This window comes from Paenibacillus sabuli (assembly GCF_014705605.1).
Classification (GTDB): domain Bacteria; phylum Bacillota; class Bacilli; order Paenibacillales; family Paenibacillaceae; genus Paenibacillus_D; species Paenibacillus_D sabuli.
On the sequence record NZ_JACXIZ010000012.1, the window covers coordinates 12,811 to 30,112 of the forward strand.

Annotated in this window: 29 protein-coding genes; all 29 read right to left on the minus strand. The window is 56.1% G+C overall.

The window, feature by feature from the left end; translation table 11 throughout:
• Position 1 precedes the first annotated feature (1 nt).
• Complete coding sequence (gene map, locus IDH44_RS05830; RefSeq protein WP_190915636.1) at positions 2-754, minus strand: type I methionyl aminopeptidase; 753 nt, start codon at positions 752-754, stop codon at positions 2-4.
• Positions 751-1,404 (minus strand): adenylate kinase, encoded by a 654-nt coding sequence (locus IDH44_RS05835; protein ID WP_190915637.1) that lies wholly within the window; start codon positions 1,402-1,404, stop codon positions 751-753. Before IDH44_RS05835 ends, map begins: the two co-directional genes overlap by 4 nt.
• A gap of 92 nt (positions 1,405-1,496) precedes the next feature.
• Entirely contained in the window at positions 1,497-2,795 is a 1,299-nt protein-coding gene (secY, locus tag IDH44_RS05840) for a preprotein translocase subunit SecY (protein WP_190915638.1), read from the minus strand.
• Positions 2,796-3,236, minus strand: a complete 441-nt coding sequence (rplO, locus tag IDH44_RS05845; RefSeq protein WP_190915639.1) for a 50S ribosomal protein L15 — start codon at positions 3,234-3,236, stop codon at positions 2,796-2,798.
• A gap of 51 nt (positions 3,237-3,287) precedes the next feature.
• Complete coding sequence (gene rpmD / locus IDH44_RS05850; RefSeq protein ID WP_190915640.1) at positions 3,288-3,473, minus strand: 50S ribosomal protein L30; 186 nt, start codon at positions 3,471-3,473, stop codon at positions 3,288-3,290.
• Between the two features lie 13 nt (positions 3,474-3,486).
• A complete protein-coding gene (gene rpsE, locus IDH44_RS05855) occupies positions 3,487-3,984 on the minus strand; it encodes a 30S ribosomal protein S5 (RefSeq protein ID WP_190915641.1) in 498 nt (165 codons plus the stop codon).
• A gap of 30 nt (positions 3,985-4,014) precedes the next feature.
• A complete protein-coding gene (gene rplR / locus IDH44_RS05860) occupies positions 4,015-4,380 on the minus strand; it encodes a 50S ribosomal protein L18 (RefSeq protein ID WP_190915642.1) in 366 nt (121 codons plus the stop codon).
• A gap of 85 nt (positions 4,381-4,465) precedes the next feature.
• Positions 4,466-5,008, minus strand: a complete 543-nt coding sequence (rplF, locus tag IDH44_RS05865) for a 50S ribosomal protein L6 (protein WP_190915643.1) — start codon at positions 5,006-5,008, stop codon at positions 4,466-4,468.
• A gap of 31 nt (positions 5,009-5,039) precedes the next feature.
• Positions 5,040-5,438, minus strand: coding sequence for a 30S ribosomal protein S8 (rpsH, locus tag IDH44_RS05870; protein WP_190915644.1), 399 nt, complete (start codon positions 5,436-5,438; stop codon positions 5,040-5,042).
• Between the two features lie 33 nt (positions 5,439-5,471).
• Positions 5,472-5,657: a type Z 30S ribosomal protein S14 gene (locus IDH44_RS05875; RefSeq protein ID WP_013312154.1), complete on the minus strand. Its 186-nt coding sequence runs from the start codon at positions 5,655-5,657 to the stop codon at positions 5,472-5,474.
• A gap of 23 nt (positions 5,658-5,680) precedes the next feature.
• The gene (gene rplE / locus IDH44_RS05880) at positions 5,681-6,223 is read right to left on the minus strand and encodes a 50S ribosomal protein L5 (protein WP_190915645.1); all 543 of its coding nucleotides are present in this window, start codon (positions 6,221-6,223) and stop codon (positions 5,681-5,683) included.
• Positions 6,224-6,253: 30 nt separating this feature from the next.
• On the minus strand, positions 6,254-6,604 hold the full coding sequence (gene rplX / locus IDH44_RS05885) for a 50S ribosomal protein L24 (RefSeq protein WP_223869420.1): 351 nt from the start codon (positions 6,602-6,604) through the stop codon (positions 6,254-6,256).
• Positions 6,605-6,673: 69 nt separating this feature from the next.
• Complete coding sequence (gene rplN, locus IDH44_RS05890; protein WP_190915646.1) at positions 6,674-7,042, minus strand: 50S ribosomal protein L14; 369 nt, start codon at positions 7,040-7,042, stop codon at positions 6,674-6,676.
• 63 nt (positions 7,043-7,105) lie between these two features.
• Positions 7,106-7,369, minus strand: coding sequence for a 30S ribosomal protein S17 (gene rpsQ / locus IDH44_RS05895; RefSeq protein WP_190915647.1), 264 nt, complete (start codon positions 7,367-7,369; stop codon positions 7,106-7,108).
• 51 nt (positions 7,370-7,420) lie between these two features.
• Positions 7,421-7,621, minus strand: coding sequence for a 50S ribosomal protein L29 (gene rpmC, locus IDH44_RS05900; protein ID WP_190915648.1), 201 nt, complete (start codon positions 7,619-7,621; stop codon positions 7,421-7,423).
• Complete coding sequence (gene rplP / locus IDH44_RS05905; RefSeq protein ID WP_190915649.1) at positions 7,611-8,045, minus strand: 50S ribosomal protein L16; 435 nt, start codon at positions 8,043-8,045, stop codon at positions 7,611-7,613. Before rplP ends, rpmC begins: the two co-directional genes overlap by 11 nt.
• Positions 8,046-8,047: 2 nt before the next feature.
• Positions 8,048-8,713, minus strand: a complete 666-nt coding sequence (gene rpsC, locus IDH44_RS05910) for a 30S ribosomal protein S3 (RefSeq protein ID WP_190915650.1) — start codon at positions 8,711-8,713, stop codon at positions 8,048-8,050.
• Between the two features lie 13 nt (positions 8,714-8,726).
• Positions 8,727-9,062 carry a 50S ribosomal protein L22 gene (gene rplV / locus IDH44_RS05915; protein ID WP_190915651.1) on the minus strand — a complete coding sequence of 112 codons (336 nt, stop codon included), beginning with the start codon at positions 9,060-9,062 and terminating at the stop codon, positions 8,727-8,729.
• A 43-nt stretch (positions 9,063-9,105) separates the two neighbouring features.
• Entirely contained in the window at positions 9,106-9,387 is a 282-nt protein-coding gene (gene rpsS, locus IDH44_RS05920; RefSeq protein WP_190915653.1) for a 30S ribosomal protein S19, read from the minus strand.
• An 81-nt stretch (positions 9,388-9,468) separates the two neighbouring features.
• The gene (rplB, locus tag IDH44_RS05925) at positions 9,469-10,299 is read right to left on the minus strand and encodes a 50S ribosomal protein L2 (RefSeq protein WP_190915655.1); all 831 of its coding nucleotides are present in this window, start codon (positions 10,297-10,299) and stop codon (positions 9,469-9,471) included.
• A 13-nt stretch (positions 10,300-10,312) separates the two neighbouring features.
• Entirely contained in the window at positions 10,313-10,606 is a 294-nt protein-coding gene (rplW, locus tag IDH44_RS05930; RefSeq protein WP_190915657.1) for a 50S ribosomal protein L23, read from the minus strand.
• A complete protein-coding gene (rplD, locus tag IDH44_RS05935; RefSeq protein WP_190915659.1) occupies positions 10,606-11,229 on the minus strand; it encodes a 50S ribosomal protein L4 in 624 nt (207 codons plus the stop codon). The genes rplW and rplD overlap by 1 nt, the downstream gene beginning before the upstream one ends.
• Before the next feature lie 27 nt (positions 11,230-11,256).
• Positions 11,257-11,880, minus strand: a complete 624-nt coding sequence (gene rplC / locus IDH44_RS05940) for a 50S ribosomal protein L3 (protein WP_190915661.1) — start codon at positions 11,878-11,880, stop codon at positions 11,257-11,259.
• Positions 11,881-11,925: 45 nt separating this feature from the next.
• Entirely contained in the window at positions 11,926-12,234 is a 309-nt protein-coding gene (gene rpsJ, locus IDH44_RS05945; RefSeq protein WP_006037947.1) for a 30S ribosomal protein S10, read from the minus strand.
• 244 nt (positions 12,235-12,478) lie between these two features.
• Complete coding sequence (gene tuf / locus IDH44_RS05950) at positions 12,479-13,669, minus strand: elongation factor Tu (RefSeq protein WP_190915663.1); 1,191 nt, start codon at positions 13,667-13,669, stop codon at positions 12,479-12,481.
• Positions 13,670-13,791: 122 nt separating this feature from the next.
• Complete coding sequence (fusA, locus tag IDH44_RS05955) at positions 13,792-15,867, minus strand: elongation factor G (RefSeq protein ID WP_190915664.1); 2,076 nt, start codon at positions 15,865-15,867, stop codon at positions 13,792-13,794.
• A 27-nt stretch (positions 15,868-15,894) separates the two neighbouring features.
• Positions 15,895-16,365, minus strand: a complete 471-nt coding sequence (gene rpsG, locus IDH44_RS05960; RefSeq protein WP_190915666.1) for a 30S ribosomal protein S7 — start codon at positions 16,363-16,365, stop codon at positions 15,895-15,897.
• Between the two features lie 50 nt (positions 16,366-16,415).
• On the minus strand, positions 16,416-16,835 hold the full coding sequence (gene rpsL, locus IDH44_RS05965; protein ID WP_190915668.1) for a 30S ribosomal protein S12: 420 nt from the start codon (positions 16,833-16,835) through the stop codon (positions 16,416-16,418).
• A gap of 144 nt (positions 16,836-16,979) precedes the next feature.
• A complete protein-coding gene (locus tag IDH44_RS05970; RefSeq protein ID WP_190915670.1) occupies positions 16,980-17,210 on the minus strand; it encodes a ribosomal L7Ae/L30e/S12e/Gadd45 family protein in 231 nt (76 codons plus the stop codon).
• Positions 17,211-17,302: the final 92 nt, after the last annotated feature.

A 17,302-nucleotide genomic window follows, 5' to 3' on the forward strand; every position in this document is an offset into this window, starting at 1 on the left:
CCTATTCGTGCGAACGGGTCAGGATCTCGTACCCGTCCTCCGTCACCGCTACGGTATGCTCGAAGTGCGCACACCAGGTGCCATCCTCGGTGACGACCGTCCAATTGTCCTCCAGCGTGCGCACATAGCGCTCGCCGATGACGACCATGGGCTCGATCGCCAGTACCATACCCGGCTTCAGGCGCGGTCCGCGATCGGGCAGACCGTAATTGGGAATCTGCGGCTCTTCATGCAGCTTCTCGCCGATCCCGTGCCCGACATATTCGCGCACGATGGAAAATCCGGCATCCTCCACGCAGCGCTGAATGGCGTGCGAGATGGTGTACAGCCGATTATCCGGCTTCACATGCTGCAATCCGGCGTATAACGACTGCTCAGTGACCTGCAGAAGTCTGGCGGCCTCCTCCGAGATTTGCCCGACGCCGTACGTCCAGGCGGAATCTCCGTGGTAGCCCTTGTACTGCGCACCGATATCGATGCTGATGATGTCCCCGTCCTCGAGCTTGCGCGGACCGGGAATGCCATGCACCAGCTCGTCGTTGACCGACGCGCATATACTGGCAGGGAATTGATTGTAGCCCTTGAAAGAAGGCACGGCATCCTGACTGCGGATATATTGTTCGGCCAGCTTATCAAGCTCCATCGTCGTAACGCCGGGCTTGATCGCTTGCGCCAGCAATCGGTGCGTGTCGGCGACGATGCGACCTGCTTCCCTCATGAAACGAAGTTCCACTTCGGATTTGCAGATGATCATTCGCCACGCCCCCGCAGCAAATTTGAAACGTCGGCAGTCACCGTGTCGATCTCCTTCTCGCCATCCACCTCGCGCAGCAGCGCTTTGTCTGCATAATACGAGAGCAGCGGGGCGGTCTTGGAGATGTACTCGTCAAGCCGCGTTCCGACCTTTTCTTCGGTGTCGTCCGAGCGCTGGTACAGCTCGCCGTCGCATTTGTCGCATGCGCCTTCTTGCTTCGGCGGGTTGAACAGCACATGGTACGTCGCACCGCACGACTTGCAGATCCGGCGTCCCGTCAGACGCGCCAGCAGCAGACTCCGATCGACCTTCAGGTTAATTACATGGTCCAGCTTGCGGCCCATCGCGCTCAGCATCTGATCCAGCGCTTCGGCCTGCGACAGCGTGCGCGGGAATCCGTCAAGCAGGAAGCCCTGACTGCAATCGTCCTGCTGCAGACGCTCGCGCACGATGCCGTTGGTCACGTCATCGGGAACAAGCAAGCCCTGGTCCACATATTCCTTGGCCTTTTGGCCGAGCGGCGTACCCTCTCGCATCGCAAGCCGAAAGGCATCGCCGGTAGAAATATGGGGAATTCCGAATTCCGCCACAATGCGTTCCGCCTGCGTTCCTTTGCCTGCCCCGGGAGGACCCATAAAAAGAATATTCATTCGTGTTCCTCGCTTTAAGCACAATAGGTTCGGGCGGGCGCGTCACGCACCCGGAGGATGCGCAGCCGCAGGGCCCGCACATGAACCTATTGTCATTTATTGATGAACCCTTTGTAGTGACGCTTGATGAGCTGCGTCTCGATCTGCTTCATCGTATCCAGCGCAACGCCGACCACGATAAGCAGCGAGGTGCCCCCCAGTTGTACCGAACGCGGCAAGCCGGCGAGTGCGCCGAAGCCGATCGGGAGGATCGAGATCGCTGCCAGGAACAACGCCCCTGCGAGCGTAATGCGCGACATGACCTTTGTGATGTACGAAGACGTAGGCTTGCCAGGACGTATGCCCGGGATGTACCCGCCGTTCTTCTTCATCTGATCCGCCATCTGCACCGGATTGATCTGCACGAAGGTGTAGAAGAACGTAAATCCGATGATCAGGATCACATACAGCACCATGCCAAGCGGCTTGTCGTAATACAGATTGGCCATGACCCATTGCGCCCACGCCCGATCCGACCAGAAGCCGGCCAGCGTCACCGGGAACATCAGCAGGGACACTGCAAAGATGACCGGAATGACGCCCGCGCCATTCACCTTGAGGGGAATGTGCGTGGATTGACCGCCGTACATTTTACGACCGACGACACGTTTGGCATACTGCACGGGAAGCTTGCGAATCCCCTGCTGTACGAAAATAACGCCGACGATAATGAGCACGACCGCAAGGACGATCAGCACAACTTTGAGAATGTTCAGGAACAGTTGGCTGGCGTCGACGAATTGATCGGCATAGATCGTCCGGATATGCCCCGGAATACCGGCTACTATGCCGGCAAAGATAATGATCGAGATGCCGTTGCCGATGCCTTTTTCAGTGATCTGCTCGCCGAGCCACATCAAGAAGGCTGTACCCGCCGTCAGCACAAGCGCAATCATCGTGTACGTCGCAAAGGACGGATCAATGACGAATTGAAACTGATACTGGCGGTTGAAGCCGATCGCCGTGGCATACGCCTGAATCAAACCGAGCACAATCGTTCCGTAACGGGTGATCTGCGCGAGCTTGCGTTTCCCCGCTTCGCCTTCCTTCGCCCATTCCGCGAACTTCGGAATGACGTCCATCGTCAACAACTGCACGATGATGGAAGCCGTGATATACGGGAAGATGCTCATCGCAAAAATCGAAAATTGAAACAGCGCGCCGCCCGAGAACGTGTTCAGCATGCCAAACAAATCGGTACCCGAAGCGTCAATGGTTTCAAAAACGGACTTATCAATATTCGGCACCGGGATAAAGGAACCGATCCGATAGATCAGCAATATGAACAGCGTGAATAATATCCGCGTACGAAGATCATTCACCTTCCAAATATTGGAGATCGTCTTCAACAATTAGATCACCTCGGTTTGACCGCCGGCAGCCTGAATCTTTTCTACCGCAGATTGAGAGAACTTGTTGGCTTTGACAGTAAGCTTCACGTTGATTTCACCGTTACCCAAAATCTTGATGCCATCAAGCGCATTTTTCACGATACCCTTTTCTTTCAAAAACTCGGGCGTAATTTCGCTTTCTGCAGCAAAGCTGTTCAGTTCTTCAACATTAACAACCGCGTATTCTTTGCGGAACGGGTTGTTAAAACCGCGTTTTGGCAAACGACGGTACAACGGATTCTGGCCACCTTCGAAACCTGGACGAACACCGCCGCCGGAACGCGCATTTTGACCTTTATGGCCTTTGCCGGCCGTTTTGCCGTTGCCGGAGCCAATGCCGCGGCCTTTGCGTTTGCGTACATGCGTCGAACCCGGGGCTGGTGAGAGCTCATGCAGTTTCATCGATTGTTGCACCTCCTTAAGCATTGGATAGAAAGGAAACCTTGTTGTGGGTTAACCTTGCACTTCTTCGACTTTAACCAGATGCGACACGCGATTGATCATGCCGCGAACGGCTTCGTTATCCGATTGGACAACCGAATGGTTCAGCTTGCGCAAGCCGAGCGCTTGAACCGTTGCCCGCTGCTTTTCGTTGCGACCGATCAAGCTGCGCACGAGGGTGATTTGCAATTTAGCCATTGTCTATACCCCCTTACCCTAAGAGCTCTTCGACGGTTTTGCCGCGCAGCTTCGCTACGTCCTCGGCACGCTTCAGGCGCGAGAGCCCCTCCAGGGTCGCATTGACCATATTCATCGAGTTGGACGAGCCGAGCGACTTCGTCAGGATGTCGCCTACGCCTGCCAGCTCGAGCACTGCACGGACCGGGCCGCCGGCGATGACACCGGTACCTTCGGATGCCGGCTTGAGCAGCACCTTGCCTGCGCCGAAATGGCCCACGACCATATGCGGAATCGTCGTTCCGACGAGCGGAACTTCCACAAGGTTTTTCTTCGCATCTTCCATGCCTTTGCGGATCGCTTCCGGCACCTCAGCCGCTTTGCCGATCCCCATGCCGACGATGCCTTTTCCGTCGCCGACGACAACCAGAGCGCTGAAGCTGAAGCGACGTCCGCCTTTCACAACCTTTGCTACACGGTTGATATTGACGACTTTTTCAGTCAGTTCCAATGCATTCGGATCTATACGCAAATTGTTTGACCTCCTTTGTCGCAAAATGGTTTAAAATTCGAGTCCGCCTTCGCGTGCTGCGTCGGCCAGAGCTTGGATACGTCCGTGATACAGGTAGCCGCCGCGATCGAATACGATCGAACTGACGCCTTTCTCCTTGGCGCGCTCTGCGATCAGAGCGCCTACCTTGCGAGCCGCTTCGACGTTGCCGCCGTTGCCGATATCGGCAAGCGATTTGTCCTGGGTCGACGCCGCCGCTACCGTTACGCCTTGCACGTCGTCGATCAGCTGGCAATAGATGTGCTTGGCGGAACGAAACACGGACAGGCGCGGACGCTCAGTCGTGCCGTTGATTTTTTTGCGCACGCGCAGATGGCGTTTCAGACGCGCTTTATTTTTATCACCTTTGGTAATCATCTTCAGGTTCACTCCCTTCCGCTTCTTCAAGCGCCTATGCGCCGGCGGGACCGCCGGCCTCTCGCCTTGCTAGGCGATGCGCAGCTTACTTCTTCTTGCCGGCTTTGCCTTCCTTGCGCAGGATGCGTTCGCCTTCGTATTTGATGCCTTTGCCTTTGTACGGCTCAGGCTCGCGTACCGCACGGATTTTCGCCGCAGTTGCGCCTACGCGCTCCTTGTCGATCCCTTTGACGATGATCTTCGTGTTCGAAGGGACTTCGAACTCGATGCCGCCTTCAGGCACGATTTCCACCGGGTGAGAGTAGCCGACGTTCAGGACGACCTTTTCGCCGGTTTTGTTGGCGCGGTAACCGACGCCGACCAGCTCGAGCGATTTCGCATAGCCCTCGGTCACGCCGCCGATCATGTTCGCCACGACGCTGCGCGTCGTACCGTGCAGCGAGCGATGCGCCTTGTTGTCCGAAGGACGCTCAATCGTAATTTCGTTTTCTGCAATCGCAACTTTCATGTCCTTATGCAGCGTGCGAGTAAGCGTGCCTTTTGGACCCTTAACGGTAATCACGCTGTTATCCAAGCTCACGTTCACGCCCGAGGGCACTTGGATGGGCTTACGACCAATACGGGACATGTTGCACCTCCAATCGTTTCAGAAATCTAGCTTACCATACGTAGCAAACAACTTCGCCGCCGGCTTTGGACTGGCGCGCTTCCTTGTCCGTGACAACGCCCTTGGACGTGGAAATAATCGCGATTCCAAGTCCGCCCAGCACGCGCGGAACTTCCGAGCTATTCGTGTAGACGCGCAGACCAGGCTTGCTGATGCGCTTCAGTCCCGTAATAACGCGTTCGTTATTCGGACCGTATTTCAAGAAGATGCGGATCATCCCCTGCTTGTTGTCTTCGATGTATTCCGCATCGCGGATGAAGCCCTCGCGCTTCAGAATCTCGGCAATTTGCTTCTTGATCTTCGAAGCGGGCATTTCTACGGTCTCGTGACGGACGATATTCGCATTGCGAATCCGTGTCAGCATATCTGCAATCGGATCAGACATAACCATTCGTGTGAACCTCCTTCCCGATACTCAAGCCGTTTACCAGCTTGCCTTCTTCACGCCAGGGATCTGGCCTTTGTATGCCAATTCGCGGAAACAAATCCGGCAAATTTTAAACTTTTGCAAAACGGAATGCGGACGGCCGCAACGCTCGCAGCGGGTATACGCCCGCACCTTGAACTTCGGCGTGCGCTGTTGCTTGACTTTCATCGAAGTTTTTGCCACTTGGTATTTACACCTCCTGTGGTTTACTTCGCAAACGGCATGCCCAGCTGGGCCAGCAGCTCACGAGATTCTTCGTCCGTTTTTGCCGTCGTGACGATGACGACGTCCATACCGCGGACTTTGTCCACCTGATCGTACTCGATCTCCGGGAAGATCAGCTGCTCTTTCAGTCCGAGCGTGTAGTTGCCCCGTCCGTCGAACGCTTTGTTCGAGATGCCGCGGAAGTCGCGGACGCGAGGCAGCGCAATGTTGAACAATTTGTCGAGGAAATAGTACATGCGCTCGCCGCGCAGCGTTACTTTTACCCCGATCGGCATATTCTCGCGCAGCTTGAAGCCTGCGATCGATTTTTTGGCGCGCGTGATGACCGGCTTTTGACCGGAGATGCGACGCAGCTCTTCGACGGCTACGTCGAGCACCTTGGAGTTCGATACCGCTTCGCCGACCCCCATGTTGATGACGACCTTCTCTACCTTCGGCACTTGCATAACCGTCGAGTAGTTGAATTTCTGCATCAGCGCAGGCGTAATTTCGTTCAAGAAACGATCTTTCATTCTTGCAGCCATGAATCATGGACCTCCTTTCCGATTGCCTGATTAGTCGATCGTAGCGCCAGATTTGGCGACACGCACTTTTTTGCCGTTGTCGAGCACCTTGTAGCCGATGCGAGTCGGCTTGCCGGATTTCGGATCGATCAGCATGACGTTCGACGCATGAATCGGCGCCTCTTGCTCGAGGATGCCGCCCTGCGGGTTTTGCTGCGACGGACGCGCATGTTTTTTCACCATGTTCACACCTTCGACCAGGACGCGATTTTCACGCGGGTAGGAAGCGATGATCCGTCCCTTTTTCCCTTTGTCCTTGCCGCTGATCACGATGACGTTGTCGTCCTTTTTCACATGCAGCTTATTGTTGTGGGATTCGAGCACTTTTTTCAGTCTTGGCAATTTTCACACCTCATTTCGACTGCGATAAGTTGAAGCTCCTGGGCGCCCGCGGCGCGGAGCGTATTGGTTTTAGATAACTTCCGGTGCAAGCGATACGATTTTCATGAAGTCGCGGTCGCGCAGCTCGCGAGCTACTGGTCCGAAAATCCGCGTGCCGCGCGGGCTTTTGTCATCCTTCACGACAACTGCCGCATTTTCGTCAAATGCGATGTACGAGCCGTCCTTGCGGCGAACCGAGCGCTTCGTGCGCACGATTACCGCGCGTACAACATCGCCTTTTTTGACAACGCCACCGGGTGTTGCTTGTTTGACAGAACATACGATCATGTCGCCGATATGGCCTACGCGGCGCCCGGTTCCGCCCAGGACGCGAATGCACATCAGCTCTCTGGCGCCGGAGTTGTCGGCCACCTTCAAACGTGTAAAGGGTTGAATCACGGAATGCTCCTCCTTTCGGAAAAATCGTTAGTCTTGCTAGGCTGCTTTATAGGCAGCGCAAGCTTACAACACGATTGCTTCTTCGACGACTTCCACGAGTCTCCAGCGCTTGTCTTTGGACAGCGGGCGAGTCTCCATGATTTTTACCGTATCGCCAATTTTGCATTGGTTGTTTTCGTCATGCGCCTTGAACTTTTTCGTGTAGCGGATGCGTTTGTGGTACAGTTCATGCTTTTTGTACGTTTCCACGGCTACCACGATCGTTTTGTCCATTTTGTCGCTTACGACTTTACCGATCTGTACCTTGCGGGCATTGCGTTCGCTCATGTTTTTCCTCCTTCCTGCGGCCCTTGTGAACCTGCAGGCATTAGGGTCATATTAGCTGCTGATTCCGAGCTCTCTTTCGCGCAGCACCGTTTTGGCGCGGGCGATTTCCTTGCGCACATCACGAATGCGCGTCGGGTTGTCGAGTTGTCCGGTGGCCAATTGAAAACGTAGGTTGAACAACTCTTCCTTGAAGCCGGCGATTTTCTGTTCAATCTCAGCAGAGGTCAGGTTGCGAATTTCACTAGCTTTCATTTGCTTCACCACCCACTTCTTCGCGTTTCACAAACTTCGTTTTTACCGGGAGCTTGTGGGCTGCAAGACGCATTGCTTCGCGGGCGATCTCTTCCGAAACTCCGGCAAGCTCGAACATCACTTTGCCCGGTTTTACGACCGCGACCCATTTCTCCACGTTACCTTTACCGCTACCCATCCGAACTTCGAGCGGCTTTTGCGTAATCGGCTTCGCCGGGAAAATTTTGATCCAGACTTTACCGCCCCGCTTGATGTAGCGGGTCATCGCGATCCGAGCGGCCTCGATCTGACGGTTCGTGACCCAGGCCGGCTCCAGCGCTTGCAGGCCGAATTCCCCGAAATGAACCTCGGTTCCGCCTTTGGCACGGCCTTTCATTTTGCCGCGATGTTCCTTGCGGTGTTTGACGCGCTTAGGCACCAACATGATTAGTTGCCTCCTTCCTGGGGAGCTCTCTTCTTGGCAGCCGGAAGGATTTCACCACGATAGATCCAGACTTTGACACCGATCCGGCCGTACGTCGTGTGTGCTTCCGCTGTTCCATAATCGATATCGGCACGCAGCGTGTGGAGCGGAACCGTTCCTTCGCTGTAGCCTTCCGTACGGGCGATCTCAGCGCCGCCCAGACGGCCGCTGACCGAAGCCTTGATGCCTTTTGCGCCTGCGCGCTGCGAGCGTTGAAGGGCTTGCTTCAAGGCGCGGCGGAACGAAGTCCGGCGCTCGAGCTGAGCCGCGATGCTCTCGGCCACCAGGATGGCGTCCAGATCAGCTTGCTTGATTTCAGAGATATTGATATGAATCTTTTTGCCGCCGGTCAGGCTGGCCAGCTCGTTGCGCAGATTCTCGACCTCGGAGCCGCCTTTGCCGATGACCATGCCCGGCTTGGCTGTATGAATCGTCACGTTGACGCGGTTCGCCGCACGTTCGATTTCCATCTTCGATACCGCTGCGTCCTTCAGCTTCTTTTTCAGGTAGTCGCGAATTCTCACGTCTTCCAGAAGCAGATCGCCAAAGTCTTTGCCAGCGTACCATTTCGATTCCCAATCACGGATGACTCCAATACGGAGACCTACTGGATTTACCTTTTGACCCACACGTTCTCCCTCCTTATTTTTCGGTTACCACCAATGTAATGTGGCTCGTTCGTTTATTGATCCGGCTAGCGCGGCCCATGGCGCGCGGACGGAACCGTTTCATCGTCGGACCTTGATTGACAAATGCTTGCGCGACGACCAGCTTGTTCACGTCCAACTGGTAGTTATGCTCCGCATTGGCAATGGCCGAGTTCAGCAGCTTCTCCACCACCGGAGACGCCGCCTTCGGCGTATGGCGCAAAATTGCGATCGCTTCGCCGACTTCCTTGCCGCGGATCAAATCGATCACGAGCTGCGCTTTGCGCGGTGCAATGCGGATGAAGTTGGCAACGGCTTTGGCTTGTTGCATGGTAGAACCTCCTCTCGGTAACAATTAACGTAGCAAGGACCGCTTACCTTCTGCCGGTTTTGCGATCGTCGGCAGCGTGGCCTTTGTAGGTGCGCGTCGGGGCGAATTCGCCGAGCTTGTGTCCGACCATGTCTTCCGTCACATAGACCGGCACGTGCTTGCGTCCGTCGTAGACAGCAAACGTATGTCCGATGAATTGCGGGAAAATCGTGGAGCGGCGCGACCACGTTTTGATCACGACTTTCTTGTTCGTTTCATTCAGATCCTCGACCTTTTTAAGCAGGTAACCGTCGATAAACGGCCCTTTCTTCAAGCTGCGACCCATATGTGTTCCTCCCTTCAGGCTGATCGTGCCATGTGAGGGCGACGCCGTTGTCCGGCAGCCATGCCCCCATGCGTCTGGCTATTACTTCGTACGGCGACGTACGATATATTGGCTGGATGCCTTTTTCTTCTTGCGCGTCTTGAAGCCGAGGGTTGGTTTGCCCCAAGGCGACATCGGCGACTTGCGTCCGATCGGGGAACGGCCTTCGCCGCCGCCGTGCGGGTGATCGTTCGGGTTCATGACCGAGCCGCGAACTTCCGGACGTTGGCCGAGCCAGCGCGAGCGGCCGGCTTTGCCGATCTTGATCAGTTCGTGGTCTCCGTTGCCGACCGAACCGATTGTCGCGCGGCAAGCTTTCAGAATGCGGCGAACCTCACCGGAGGAGAGGCGGATAACCGCGTAGCTTTCTTCTTTACCGAGGAGCTGAGCTTCCGTGCCGGCAGCTCGTACGAGCTGACCGCCTTTGCCCGGCTTCATCTCGATATTGTGGATAATCGTACCGACCGGGATGTTCGTCAACGGCAGCGCGTTGCCGACTTTGATGTCCGCTTCGGGTCCGGATACGACTTGATCGCCCACCTTCATGCCCTTCGGCGCGATGATGTAGCGCTTCTCGCCATCGGCATAGTGCAGCAAGGCGATGTTCGACGAGCGGTTCGGATCGTATTCGATCGTCGCCACGCTAGCCGGCACGCCGTCCTTGTTGCGCTTGAAGTCGATGATACGGTATTTACGCTTGTGGCCGCCGCCTTGATGACGAACGGTGATTTTACCCTGGTTGTTGCGGCCCGCTTTTTTGTGCAGCGGCGCCAGCAGCGATTTCTCCGGCGTGCTCGTCGTGATCTCTTCGAAAGTCGAGACCGACATGGCCCGCCGTGCCGGAGAAGTCGGTTTATACTTCTTGATTGGCACGTCTATTCCCTCCTTATACAGAAGCTTCGAAGAATTCCAGTTCCTTGCTGTCTTCGCTCAGCAGTACGATCGCCTTTTTCCACTCCGACGTGTAGCCGTTGTAGCGGCCTTGCCGCTTCGGCTTGCCGGGTACGCGCATCGTATTGACGCTAACCACCTTGACCTTGAAGATCTCTTCGATGGCTTGCTTGATTTGAGTTTTGTTGGCACGAATGTCTACTTCAAATACGTAGCGCTTGTCGGCCATATATTCGCTCGTGCGTTCGGTAATGACCGGCCGCTTGATCAGATCGCGCGGATTCTTCATTACGCAAGCACCTCCTGTACTTTCTCAGCCGCTTCCTTCGTGATGATGAGCTGGTCATGCGCCAGCACGTCAAGCACGTTGATGCCGCTTGCTTCGACGAACTTGATGCCCGGGATGTTGCGCGCGGACAGCGCGACGTTATCCTCGTAGCCCGCCGTTACGACAAGCGCCTTGCGGCCGACCTTGAGATTGGCCAGAATGCCGACGAATTCCTTCGTCTTCGGCTGGGCCAGCGTCAACTGGTCGAGCACGATCAGTTCGTTGCCCTGCACCTTCGACGACAAGGCCGATTTGATCGCCAGACGGCGAACCTTCTTCGGCAGCTTGAAGCCGTAGCTGCGCGGCGTAGGACCGAATACCGTGCCGCCGCCGACCCATTGCGGCGAGCGGATGCTACCCTGACGGGCACGTCCGGTGCCTTTTTGCTTCCAGGGCTTGCGGCCGCCGCCGCGAACTTCCGAGCGCCCTTTCGTCTTGTGCGTGCCTTGACGCACGGCTGCCTGTTGAAGTACGACCGCGCTGTGCATGACATGCTTGTTGGGCTCGACGCCGAACACGCTGTCAGCCAGTTCCAGTTCGCCTACCTGCGAGCCGCTCACGTTATATACGGTTACTTTCGGCATTGCTTGCTCCTCCTTTCCTGTCAGCGATTATTTCTTCACCGAGGATTTGATTTTGACGAAGCTGTTCTTCGCTCCCGGAATGGACCCTTTCACGAGCAGTACGTTACGCTCGTTGTCGATCCGTACGATCTCCAGGTTCTGGATCGTTTTTGTGTCGCTGCCCATGTGACCCGGCAGACGCTTGCCCTTCGGTACGCGGTTCGCCTGGATCGAGCCCATCGAACCGGGACCGCGATGATAGCGGGAGCCGTGGGACATTGGTCCCGTGCTTTGTCCCCAACGCTTGATGACGCCGGCGAAGCCTTTGCCTTTGGAGATCCCCGTCACGTCAACATATTCGCCTTCGGCGAAAAGATCCGCTTTTACTTCAGCACCCAGCTCGTAAGCGCCGAGGTCGATGCCGCGGATTTCACGAATGTAGCGCTTAGGCGCGGCGCCAGCCTTCTTCGCATGACCGATCGCAGGCTTGGTGGCACGCTTTTCCTTCTTGTCCGCGAAGCCGAGCTGAATCGCTTCGTAGCCGTCATTCTCCTGGTCCTTCTTCTGCAGCACGACGCAAGGGCCCGCTTCGATGACCGTGACCGGAATAACGGTGCCTTCGGCGGAGAAAACTTGGGTCATGCCCAGTTTTTTTCCTAAGATACCTTTCATGTTGACACCTCATTTCCTTTCTTACTTGAGCGTTCTAGTTTGGAATTACAGTTTGATTTCGATATCTACACCGGACGGCAGGTCCAAGCGCATCAAAGCATCAACCGTTTGCGGCGTCGGATTGACGATGTCGATCAGACGCTTGTGCGTACGCATTTCGAATTGCTCGCGCGAATCCTTGTACTTGTGTACCGCACGCAAAACGGTGATGATTTGCTTTTCCGTCGGCAACGGAATCGGCCCGGATACGCCTGCCCCGGAACGTTTCGCAGTTTCAACGATTTTCTCTGCGGATTGGTCAAGAATTCTGTGATCGTAAGCTTTCAAACGAATACGGATCTTTTGCTTTGCCATGTAATTCCCTCCTTCTATCGCCCAATTTAGTATCGGACATACTCCGTGAGAAAACCCGACCTGCCCACCCATGGCAAAGGGGCCGGGTGTGTCGGCAACCTCTCACATCATCGCACAGTCACAGACCAACGTCCACCATTATACATAACTATAAAGACAATTGCAAGAGAAATATCGAAAAGGGACCGCCCCCCGGTCGAAGACCTTGGGGCAGTCCCTTTATGTGATTCGGAATGTGTCCGAATTACTTCTGAATCGTAGCAACGGCGCCAGCGCCAACCGTACGACCGCCTTCACGGATCGAGAAGCGCGTGCCTTCTTCGATTGCGATCGGAGCGATCAGTTCAACCGTAACGGTGATGTTGTCGCCAGGCATAACCATTTCGCTGCCTTCCGGAAGCGCGATGATGCCCGTTACGTCCGTCGTCCGGAAGTAGAACTGCGGACGGTAACCGGAGAAGAATGGCTTGTGACGGCCGCCCTCTTCTTTGGTCAGGACGTAGATTTGCGCCGTGAAGTTCGTGTGCGGCTTAACCGAACCCGGCTTCGCGATAACTTGGCCGCGCTCAATGTCCTTACGCTCTACGCCGCGCAGCAGGGCGCCGATGTTGTCGCCGGCTTGCGCGGAGTCGAGCAGCTTGCGGAACATTTCCACACCCGTACATACGGATTTGCGGCTCTCTTCGGCCAGACCGATGATTTCGACTTCGTCGCCGACTTTGACCGTACCACGCTCGACACGGCCCGTAGCAACGGTACCGCGGCCCGTGATCGTGAACACGTCCTCGACCGGCATCAGGAACGGCTTCGAAGTGTCGCGCTCAGGCGTCGGGATGTACGTGTCGACTTGCTCGAACAGCTCGACGATTTTGTCGGCCCATTCGCCGTCCGTGTTCATCAGCGCTTCACGAGCGGAACCGCGGATGATCGGCGTGTCGTCGCCCGGGAATTCATACTCGGACAGCAGGTCGCGTACTTCCATTTCGACCAGCTCGAGCAGTTCTTCGTCTTCCACCATGTCGCATTTGTTCAGGAATACGACGATGTAAGGTACGCCGACTTGGCGGGAGAGCAGGATGTGCTCGCGCGTTTGCGGCATCGGGCCGTCAGCAGCGGAGACGACGAGGATGGCGCCGTCCATTTGCGCTGCGCCGGTGATCATGTTTTTCACATAGTCGGCGTGACCAGGGCAGTCGACGTGCGCGTAGTGACGATTCGGCGTTTCGTACTCGACGTGTGCCGTCGAGATCGTGATGCCGCGCTCGCGCTCTTCCGGCGCTTTGTCGATTTGGTCGAATGCGACTGCTGCGCCGCCATATCTTTTGGAAAGTACAGTGGTGATGGCAGCTGTCAGCGTCGTTTTACCATGGTCGACGTGACCAATCGTACCGATATTAACGTGCGGTTTTGTACGTTCAAATTTTGCCTTAGCCATTGAACTTATTCCTCCTTAATCAAATGGAAATTATATGTGTTGGCCAGCGGCTCGTGTCCGCCGGAGCGAACCCGGACCGAGACTGGCCGGAAACCATGCTTGGTACGTGTCGGGAGCCTGGCTTAGGCGCCTTTGTTTTTGGCAATGATCTCTTCGGCGATCGACTTCGGCACTTCTTCGTAGTGCGACAGTTCCATGGCGAATACGCCGCGGCCCTGCGTACCCGAACGAAGCGTCGTCGAGTAGCCGAACATTTCTGCGAGCGGCACCTTCGCACGAATGATTTGCGCGCCTGCGCGCGCATCCATGCCTTCGATGCGTCCGCGACGGGAGTTGAGCATGCCCATCACGTCGCCCATGTACTCTTCCGGCACCGTAACTTCGACCTTCATGATCGGCTCGAGGATGATCGGGTTGCACTTGTCTTTACCCGCCTTGAGCGCCATCGATCCGGCGATTTTGAACGCCATCTCCGAGGAGTCGACGTCATGGTACGAACCGTCCACGATACGGGCTTTGATATCGACGAGCGGATAGCCGGCGAGCACGCCGTTTTTCATCGCTTCCTCGATACCTGCCTGTACGGCCGGAATGTACTCACGCGGTACGACACCGCCGACGATCTTGTTCTCGAACGTAAAGCCTTCGCCGGCTTCTTGCGGTTCGAACTCGATCCAGACATGGCCGTATTGGCCGCGTCCGCCGGACTGACGAACGAACTTGCCTTCGACCTTGGCCGGTGTGCGGAACGTCTCGCGATAAGCAACCTGAGGCTTGCCGACGCTCGTCTCGACCTTGAACTCGCGAACCATGCGGTCTACGATGATCTCGAGGTGAAGCTCGCCCATACCGGCGATGATCGTTTGGCCCGTCTCCTCGTCCGTGTAGGCACGGAAGGTCGGATCTTCCTCAGACAGCTTCGAGAGCGCGACGCCCATTTTGTCTTGGTCGGCCTTTGTTTTCGGCTCGATCGCAATCTGGATGACCGGCTCCGGGAAGTTCATCGATTCCAGGATAACCGGCGACTTCTCGTCGCAGAGCGTATCGCCCGTAATCGTATCCTTCAGTCCGACAGCGGCCGCGATATCGCCGGAGTAGACCTCCGCGATTTCTTGACGGCTGTTGGCGTGCATCTGCAGGATCCGGCCTACGCGTTCGCGCTTGCCCTTCGTAGCGTTCAACACGTACGAGCCCGAAGCGAGCACGCCGGAGTAGACGCGGAAGAAGGTCAGCTTGCCGACGAACGGGTCGGTGGCGATTTTGAAGGCCAGCGCGGCGAACGGTTGATCGTCTCCCGATTTGCGAGTCGTTTCCGTGCCGTCCTCCAGCATGCCTTTGATGTCCGGGACATCAACAGGAGCAGGCAGATAGTCGACGACGGCGTCGACCATCATTTGCACGCCCTTGTTGCGATAGGACGAGCCGCAGATGACCGGGAAGATTTTGACGTCGCAGACGCCTTTGCGCAGCGTTTTTTTGAGCTCGTCGATCGTGATCTCTTCGCCTTCGAGGTACTTCATCGTGAGGTCCTCGTCCAGCTCGGCGACCTTCTCGACCAGCTCGCTGCGCAGTTCTTCGACCTGGGCTTTGTATTCCTCCGGAATCTCGATTTGCTCCGGCTCTTTACCCAGGTCGTCCTTGTAGCGGTAAGCCACTTGCTCGACCAGATCGATCAGACCGACGAAGTCGTTCTCTGCGCCGATCGGCAATTGGATGGCTACGGCGTTGGCTTGCAGACGCTCGCGCATGTCTTTGATGACATTCAGGAAGTCCGCGCCGATGATGTCCATTTTGTTGATGTAGGCGATGCGCGGTACGCCGTAACGGTCGGCTTGACGCCATACCGTCTCGGATTGAGGCTCGACGCCTTCTTTTGCGCTGAACACGCCTACAGCTCCATCAAGTACGCGCAGGGAGCGTTCGACTTCAACGGTGAAGTCAACGTGACCCGGGGTATCGATGATATTGATGCGGTGACCCTTCCACTCAGCGGTCGTCGCGGCAGACGTAATTGTGATACCGCGCTCCTGCTCCTGTTCCATCCAGTCCATCGTCGCGGCGCCGTCATGCACCTCGCCGATTTTGTGGGTACGGCCCGTATAGAACAGGATTCGCTCCGTCGTGGTCGTTTTACCGGCGTCAATATGCGCCATGATCCCGATGTTGCGCGTATCTTTCAAGGAGAACTCTCTAGCCATGAATTTGTCTCCTTCCTAGTATCAATCCTACCAGCGGTAATGGGCAAACGCTTTGTTGGCATCCGCCATTTTGTGCGTGTCTTCCCGCTTCTTCACAGAAGCGCCGGTGTTGTTGGACGCGTCGATGATTTCGGCGGCGAGCCGCTCTTCCATCGTCTTCTCGCCGCGGTTGCGGGAGTAGTTCACGAGCCAACGAAGACCGAGCGACGTACGGCGCTCCGGCTTCACCTCGATCGGCACCTGATAGTTGGCGCCGCCGACACGGCGAGCTTTGACCTCGAGTACAGGCATGATGTTTTTGATGGCGGCTTCGAACACCTCCATCGGCTCCTTGCCGGTGCGCTCTTGAATCATGTTGAAGGCGTCATACAGGATCGTCTGCGCGACGCCGCGTTTGCCGTCGATCATGATGCGGTTGATCAAACGGGTTACAAGCTTGCTGTTATACACCGGATCCGGCAGCACATCGCGTTTTGTAACTGGACCTTTGCGTGGCATGGTTATCCCCCTTTCCTGTTAATGATGGTGCAAGAGCCCGGAGACGGGTCTTATTTTTTCGCTTTCGGACGCTTCGTGCCGTATTTGGAACGAGCTTGCATCCGGTTGTTGACGCCTGCGGTATCGAGCGCGCCGCGTACGATGTGGTAACGGACACCCGGAAGATCCTTCACCCGGCCGCCGCGTACGAGTACGACGCTATGCTCTTGCAGATTGTGGCCGATCCCGCCGATATAAGCGGTAACCTCGACACGGTTGGTCAGACGTACCCGCGCGTATTTCCGCAGTGCGGAGTTCGGTTTTTTCGGCGTCATCGTGCCTACACGCGTGCACACGCCGCGTTTTTGCGGCGAGCTTTGTCCGGTCTCCTCGCGCTTGAGCGCGTTGAAGCCCCGTTGCAGAGCCGGCGATTTCGATTTTACGACTTTCGCCTGACGACCTTTGCGTACGAGCTGATTGATTGTTGGCATGCTGCCACCTCCTTCCCTTGCGTTTGTTCACTGCGCATTTCATTTCGGTTCTTCTTTTTTTAAGCCCACAGATCCAGGCGGTTCATAAAGAAGCAAACAAAAATTTTTACCGACCGGTCTCCCGGTCTGTAAAAACGCGCATACTTATGGTTGATCCGGAACATATGCGGCCATGGCAGCTCCGATATCGATCCCGCAGGTCTTGCCGAGACTAGCCATCGTGTCCACCCAGGTCACATCGACGCCCGCTCTTGTGCACAGCTGGACAATCTTTTCCGTAATCCGCGAATCTGCATCCTCAGCCACATAGACGGTGGTAGCCAGGCCTTGCTCTACCATCTTCGTCGTCTGCTTCGTGCCAATCTTGTACGGCATGGAATCGCATCCTTTGAACAAGCAGATTTGACCCAGACATACAGCCTATCATGCAGGCGCACTCAGATATAGTAGCACTCCGCTAGCCTATG